The following is a 6,282-nucleotide window of genomic DNA, read 5'->3' on the forward strand; positions in this document are numbered from 1 at the left end:
CTTCATTCCGACCGGCAGTGCCACACAGCGCCGACCCCTGATCAGCATCGGCTCCGCTGAGTACCGACGATACTAGTCACGCCGTGTGGGGGACAGGCGCATGCTCCGGTAGGGTCCAATCATGAGCATCTCGCAGATCGCCACCAAGGGTGTCACCCCGGCACTGCTCGGCCTGGTCTGGTCGGGCATGTTCGGCTTCTCCGCGTTCTTCTTCAGCTATTCGACCATGGTCACCATCGGCGGGCTCCAGGGCCTGTCGTCCGTCACCGCCGGAACCGTGCTGACGGCGATGATGATCGGTGTCATCGCGGCTCAGCCCTTCGCGCCCTGGGCGGGCAGAGTGTTGGGCCTGCGAGGAGCGCTGCTGCTCGCCTTGGGTCTGCAGCTGCTCGGTCAGATCGTCGGTCTGCTCGCCCTCGCCCCACTTGTCACCCTGGTCGTCGGCGGGCTGTGCGGGGGAGTGGGCTTCGGGCTGTTCGTCGTCCTGGCCAATGCCGCTGTGCCCGAGACCGTTGCCCCGACCCGGATCGGCCGAGCGCTGGGGCTGTTCGGCGGAATCACCTCGTTGGCGGCGGCCATCGCTGCTCCCCTCGGCCTGTGGCTGGTGGAGTCGGTCCCGGTCTGGGTGTTCCGGACGGTGGTGTGCGTGACGCTCCTCCTCGCCGTGCCGACCGTGCTCAAGTTCCTGCCGGGTCGGGCGGCCATGCAACAGGGCGAGGTCGATCCCGCTGCGGGAGTGCGGGCCGCGGCCGGGCGCCCCACAGGCCGACCGCGGAGGTCCATCGCCGAGACCCTGAGCCTGATCGTCATGTTCCTGCCGTTCCTCATCGGCATGATGACGTTCGGTCTCATCGTCGGCTTCGGTCCCGGTGAGAACGTCGCAGGAGCGGCAATCTTCATCGCGTCCATGCAGCTGTCCGCAGTGGTCGGCCGTCTGGTCGCGGGGAACATCGCCGACCGGGTCCCTCCGTTCGCCCTCAACCTCGCCGGAATCGGAATCGTCGTCGTGGGCCTCGTGCTCACGTCCATCGCGGGCGGAACATTCCTCTTCATCGTCATGGCGATCGTCGGTCTGGGGCTGGGGACGATGCAGTCGGCCAGTCTGGTCGCTGCCTTCACCGTAGTCAGCACTCCGGCTCGGGCCAGCGTCGCCTGGAACATGAACTTCGACATCGGCCTGGCCATCGCCGGTGTGCTCGGCGGGGTCGGATTCACCTACCTCGGCGATACCGGCACGTTCGTGCTCTGCGCCGCGCTCCTCCTCGTCGCCGGGATGCTCAGCTGCATTGTCAGGCTGCTCCGCCCTCAGGACTGAGCCGGCGACGAAGGCGGCCTCGCCCTGAGACGCGAGCCCGCACCGGTCTCAGTGGGTCCCGTCGTCGAGTTCGGCCAGCAGATTCACCGCCGCCCGGGTGTACTCTCCGATCCACCGGTCGTGGATTCGCTTGATCGGCAGCGGGGCGAGCGCCAATCGTCGCGTCTTCCCGATCCGCGCCCCTGTCACCAGCTCGGCCCTCTCGAGCACGCGGATGTGCTGGAGCACGGTCGTGCGGTCGAGGTCGGGAAAGGCATCGCAGACCTCTCCCGTCGTGCGCGGCTGGGTCCGCAGGAGGTCGAGGATGCGCCGACGCGTGGAGTTCGCCAGCGCTTTGAACACCGCATCGTCACGTGAATCGTCGGCAGCTGTTCCCTTCTCCCCATTCATGTGATAAAAATATCACATGAATACTCAGGGCCGCGCACCCGATGCGCCACTGGAAGAACTGTCCTTCACCGTCACCGGCCACATCTCGAAGTCTCCGCACGAGACCTTCGAGGCCGTCGCCGATCCCGAGCAGCTCTCGCGCTACTTCACCACAGGCGGAGCCCGCGGTCGGCTCGAAGCCGGAACGGAGGTCTCATGGGACTTCGCCGACTTCCCGGGTCGGTTCCCGGTCGAGGTCGCCGAGGTGGTCCCCGATGAGAAGATCGTCATCCGGTGGGAGGGCGATGAGTCCGCGACCGCACCGAAGACCGAGACGACGTTCACGTTCGAACCAGTCGACGGCGGCTCGCGGACTCTGGTGACCATCACCGAGAAGTCGTGGAAGCTCACACAGAAGGGTGCCGACGGGGCGTTCGGCAACTGCATGGGCTGGACGGGGATGCTCGCCGCCATGAAAGCGTGGCTCGAGCACGGGATCAACCTGCGCGAGGGCTTCTACAAGTAGGGGAGCTGCCTCACACGATGCGCGTCTCCGGCGACTTGGTCTCGGCCGGGTCCTTGACTGGGAGGTCACCGAGCGCCTCGTCGATCCGGGCGAGCACCTCGGCGTCGAGCTTCACGCCGGAGGCGGCGACATTCGACTCCACCTGCTCGGGGCGGGAGGCGCCCACCAGGGCGGCGGCGACATTGCCATTGGCGAGCACCCAGGCGATCGCGAGCTGAGCCATCGTCAGTCCGAGATCGGAGGCGATCGGCTCGAGTTCGGCCACGGCCGTGAGCGTCTCATCGTCCAGGTAGTGGGCGATCATGTCCGCCCCGCCCTTGTCATCCGTGGCGCGGCTGCCCTCGGGCAGCGGGTGGCCCGGCTTGTACTTGCCGGTGAGCACGCCTTGGGCGAGCGGCGACCACACGATCTGGGACAGGCCCAGCTCCTCGCAGGTGGGAATCACCTCGGCGTCGATGACGCGCCAGAGCAAGTTGTACTGCGGCTGATTCGAGATCAGCTGGATGCCCAGCTCCTGCGCCAGACCGTGTGCGGCGCGGATCTCCTCGGCGCGCCACTCACTGACGCCGATGTAGAGCGCCTTGCCGGCGCGGACCACATCGGCGAAGGCCTGCATCGTCTCTTCCAGCGGGGTCTCGTAGTCATAGCGGTGGGCCTGGTAGAGGTCGACGTAGTCGGTGCCGAGCCGGCGCAGCGAGCCGTTGATCGACTCCATGATGTGCTTGCGCGACAGCCCGGTGTCGTTGTGCCCCTTGGGGCCCGTGGGGAAGTAGACCTTCGTGAAGATCTCCAGGGACTCCCGGCGCCGCCCCTTGAGGGCGTCGCCGAGCACCTGTTCGGCCACCGTGTTCGCATAGACGTCGGCAGTGTCGAAGGTCGAGATGCCGGCGTCGAGGGCCGCATGCACGCACTTCGTGGCGATGTCGTTCTCCACCTGGGACCCGTGCGTGAGCCAGTTTCCGTAGGTGATCTCCGAGATCTTCAGGCCGCTGTTTCCAAGATATCTGTGTTCCATGCCGCCAGCCTACTCAATGACGCCGAGGTGGTGGAGGGGACGGCGCGGAAGCCGATGACTCAGACGCCGGGACACGTACGCGAGGTCGCGGACTCAGCTGCCCGCAGGCGAGGGCGGCCAGGGCGAGGGTGAAACCGAGCAGTTGGATGAGGTTGAGGGTCTCTCCGGCGAAGGCGACACCGAGTCCGGCGGCAACCAGCGGTGAGAGCAGACCGAGCAGCGCAGTGGCGGTGACGGGCAGTCGGCCGAGGCCGCGGAACCACAGCGTGTAGGCCAACAGCCCGCCGACGATCCCCAGCCACAGATATCCGGCAAGGCCGAGCCCATCGATGTGCACGGGAACGCCCTCGAGGAGCAGCGTCGGAATCAGGAGAACCAAGCCTCCTGCGCCCAGTTGCCACCCCGCGAAACCGATGGCGCTGAGACCGGGAGGCCGGCCCCAGCGTTTGGTGAGGATGACGCCGGTGCCCATGGACGCGGCTCCGGCGACTCCGGCGATGAGCCCGACCGGATCGAATCCGGCACCGGGCCCCAGAACCACCATTCCGACTCCGATCACGCCGACCACGCCCCAGGCCAGTCGCCACCGCGACAGTCTTTCCCCGAGCACCAGCACCGCGAGGAACGCGACGAGGATGGGTTGAGTCGCTCCCAGTGTTGCGGCGACCCCGCCGGGCAGGCGCTCAGCGGTGATGAAGAGCAGCGGGAAGAACACCCCGATGTTCAGAGTGCCGAGGATGAATGCCTTCCACCACCAACTGCCGTGGGGCAGCCGGCGCGAGATCAGCAGGGCGAGGAGGCCTGCCGGAAGAGCCCGCATGAGTGCGGCGAACATCGGGTGGTCGGCGGGGAGCATCGCCGTCGTCACAAGGTAGGTCGTTCCCCAGACCGCCGGTGCGAACGCCGTCGCCGCGGTCACCCCGAACTGGGAGCCGGCAGCAGTCGGTGGAGAGGCTGGAATGGCAGTTGTGGTCATGGCTCCAGCATCGTGGCCGATGAGTAATGAGTCCAACACATGTTCCTCATCGAACCGATCGTGATGCACGATAGATGAATGGAACTGCAGCAGTTGCGATACGTCCTCGCCGTCGCCGAGGAGCGCAACTTCACTCGTGCGGCCGCGCGCTGCCATGTCGTCCAATCCGCCCTGAGCCATCAGATCAAATCCCTCGAGCGCGAACTCGGGGTGCAGCTGTTCGCGCGGACCAGCCGCAGGGTCGAGCTCACCGACGCCGGAGCCGCCTTCGTCCCGGCCGCCCGCGCCACCCTCGACGCAGCTGAACGTGCCATCGCCGAGGCGGCCGTCGCTTCAGGTGAGATCCGCGGAAGCCTGACGATCGGAACCATCCCGACTGTCACTGCCATCGAGCTGGCAGCGATCCTCGCCGACTTCCACGAAGCGCATCCGGCCGTGAGGATCCAGCTGCGTGGGGGCAGCAGCGATGCGTTCATCACTTCCGTCCGCGAGGGCGAACTGGACATCGCCGTGCTCGGGCTGCCCGAGGCCATCGTGCCTGCGCGAGTGGCGACCCGAGTGCTCGCCCGCGAACGACTCGTCGCCGTGCTCGGCACGAATCATCGCTTCGCCGCGCGTCGCCGCCTGCGCCTGGCCGACTTGGCAGACGAAACCTTTGTCGACTTCCCGGCCGGTGGTTCCGGCCGGGCACAGTCCGATCTGGCATTCGAGGCGGCCGGGGTGAGCAGGCACGTCGCCTTCGAAACGATGGGCATCGAGCTCATGCTCGACCTCGTCGAACAGGGTCTCGGGATCGCCCTGCTCGCTCCCGCCGTCGTCCCGGCCGAGCGTGAGCTGGTGACCGTGGCAGTCACGGACGGTCCGACGAGAATCGAATACCTCGCGTGGAGTGACTTCAACCCCAGTCCCGCGGCGCTCGCCTTCCTCGAGATCCTCAAGCACCACCTCGGCGACTGAAAAGGCCCTGGACAAAGGAATGCCGGTTGGAATTATGCCTCGCCGAAGCGGCCACACGAAGAGTTGAGCGACCAGCTCCCCACGGCGAGCGGGTGCTTCGGGACCGGTAGCGAGAAGTGCGGCTTCTCGAAGGTTCAGAGCTGACGGAGGATATGAGCTTTTCGGTTCTGACGCTGGTGGTCGGGCCCGCGTCCCTGGGATTCTCGACGTCACGGGTGATCGGCGGTCCCAGGTGGACGAGGGCTGGTTGGCTTCGGAGATCCTGTGTCAGTGGCGGGTGGCAGACTCAGAAGCACGGTAGCAGCTCATAGACGAGAGGCGGTGACACGGCATGGATGAGGCGACATCGGCAAACGGCAGCCGATTCTCTCTGCCCGCGCATTCACCGCTCACCGAACTCGCCTCGAGGTCGGCAGAGTGCGACCGAATCCAGTTCTCAGTGATCGAGTCCCTGGCCGACTACGCGCTCACACGGGCCTGTGCAGCTGTGGGTCTGCCCATGGAAAGCAGAGGAAGGGAAGCGAAGTCGTCGGCTGCGTCTCCTCGTTTCGCTACTGTCGCTGACAGCGTGTTGCGGACTGTGCCTCGGCCGGCTTCTCCCGATCCTTGGGCTGATTCGGATACTGCTGCCGTTTCGATGAGCGCTGGGGCGGTCACCTCTTCGGCTCCAGAGGTGACCGGCACGACTGACCCAGGAACGCTTAGTGCGGCAGGTGCCGAAGTACCCGGAGCGACGGAAGCTGATGCGAAAGTGCCGGTCGATGTTGCGCTGTTTCCGGGGTTCGAGCCTGAGGAAGGGTTCTCGGCATGGACCTGCACTCACCTGGCCAAGGACGATCTGAGACAGGTCACCGCGATTCTTGGCACGACGATCGGCAGGGCCAAGCGCAAAGTCGGCACGGCGATGACTCTTGTGCATGGTCTTCCGCAGTTCTGCCAACGGGTGCGGGCCGGGGAGTTCACTGCGGCTCATGTGGAAGTTGTCATGTATGCCTGTGACACGCTTGCGATGCGCCATCTTCCTGTCGTGGACCGCTACCTCAAACAACGGCGGGCTGACGTCACGTGTGAGACGCTCAAGCGGACTCTGCTGCAGCAGATCATGGTCATCCAACCACCGGTGG

General features: G+C 66.1%; 7 protein-coding genes. 4 read left to right on the top strand and 3 right to left on the bottom strand.

Annotated features, from left to right (window positions below):
* Positions 1-121: 121 nt before the first annotated feature.
* On the top strand, positions 122-1,315 hold the full coding sequence (locus RIT73_RS12095) for an MFS transporter (protein ID WP_309132327.1): 1,194 nt from the start codon (positions 122-124) through the stop codon (positions 1,313-1,315).
* A 48-nt stretch (positions 1,316-1,363) separates the two neighbouring features.
* Here RIT73_RS12095 and RIT73_RS12100 read toward each other — a convergent pair whose 3' ends face one another.
* Positions 1,364-1,705, bottom strand: coding sequence for a helix-turn-helix domain-containing protein (locus RIT73_RS12100; RefSeq protein ID WP_309132328.1), 342 nt, complete (start codon positions 1,703-1,705; stop codon positions 1,364-1,366).
* 16 nt (positions 1,706-1,721) lie between these two features.
* Here RIT73_RS12100 and RIT73_RS12105 point away from each other — a divergent pair, with 16 nt between their 5' ends.
* Positions 1,722-2,210, top strand: a complete 489-nt coding sequence (locus RIT73_RS12105; protein ID WP_309132329.1) for an SRPBCC domain-containing protein — start codon at positions 1,722-1,724, stop codon at positions 2,208-2,210.
* A gap of 10 nt (positions 2,211-2,220) precedes the next feature.
* Here the strand turns inward: RIT73_RS12105 and RIT73_RS12110 are convergent, their stop codons facing one another.
* Together RIT73_RS12110 and RIT73_RS12115 are read right to left on the bottom strand one after the other, a co-directional pair.
* Positions 2,221-3,225 carry an aldo/keto reductase family protein gene (locus RIT73_RS12110; protein WP_309132330.1) on the bottom strand — a complete coding sequence of 335 codons (1,005 nt, stop codon included), beginning with the start codon at positions 3,223-3,225 and terminating at the stop codon, positions 2,221-2,223.
* Positions 3,226-3,238: 13 nt separating this feature from the next.
* Complete coding sequence (locus RIT73_RS12115; RefSeq protein WP_309132331.1) at positions 3,239-4,201, bottom strand: EamA family transporter; 963 nt, start codon at positions 4,199-4,201, stop codon at positions 3,239-3,241.
* Positions 4,202-4,279: 78 nt separating this feature from the next.
* Between RIT73_RS12115 and RIT73_RS12120 the strand changes: the two genes are divergently transcribed.
* Together RIT73_RS12120 and RIT73_RS12125 are read left to right on the top strand one after the other, a co-directional pair.
* Complete coding sequence (locus tag RIT73_RS12120) at positions 4,280-5,158, top strand: LysR substrate-binding domain-containing protein (protein ID WP_309132332.1); 879 nt, start codon at positions 4,280-4,282, stop codon at positions 5,156-5,158.
* Positions 5,159-5,831: 673 nt separating this feature from the next.
* A partial coding sequence (locus tag RIT73_RS12125; RefSeq protein ID WP_375295006.1) for a DUF222 domain-containing protein occupies positions 5,832-6,282 on the top strand: 451 nt, incomplete at its 3' end.

It is taken from the genome of Brevibacterium sp. (assembly GCF_031179145.1).
Lineage (GTDB): Bacteria > Actinomycetota > Actinomycetes > Actinomycetales > Brevibacteriaceae > Brevibacterium.

Bases quoted from the DNA above. Each gene is read 5' to 3' on its own strand.
- RIT73_RS12095 (WP_309132327.1), top strand. From the start codon at position 122: ATGAGCATCTCGCAGATCGCCACCAAGGGTGTCACCCCGGCACTGCTC.
- RIT73_RS12100 (WP_309132328.1), bottom strand. From the start codon at position 1,705: ATGAATGGGGAGAAGGGAACAGCTGCCGACGATTCACGTGACGATGCG.
- RIT73_RS12105 (WP_309132329.1), top strand. From the start codon at position 1,722: ATGAATACTCAGGGCCGCGCACCCGATGCGCCACTGGAAGAACTGTCC.
- RIT73_RS12110 (WP_309132330.1), bottom strand. From the start codon at position 3,225: ATGGAACACAGATATCTTGGAAACAGCGGCCTGAAGATCTCGGAGATC.
- RIT73_RS12115 (WP_309132331.1), bottom strand. From the start codon at position 4,201: ATGACCACAACTGCCATTCCAGCCTCTCCACCGACTGCTGCCGGCTCC.
- RIT73_RS12120 (WP_309132332.1), top strand. From the start codon at position 4,280: ATGGAACTGCAGCAGTTGCGATACGTCCTCGCCGTCGCCGAGGAGCGC.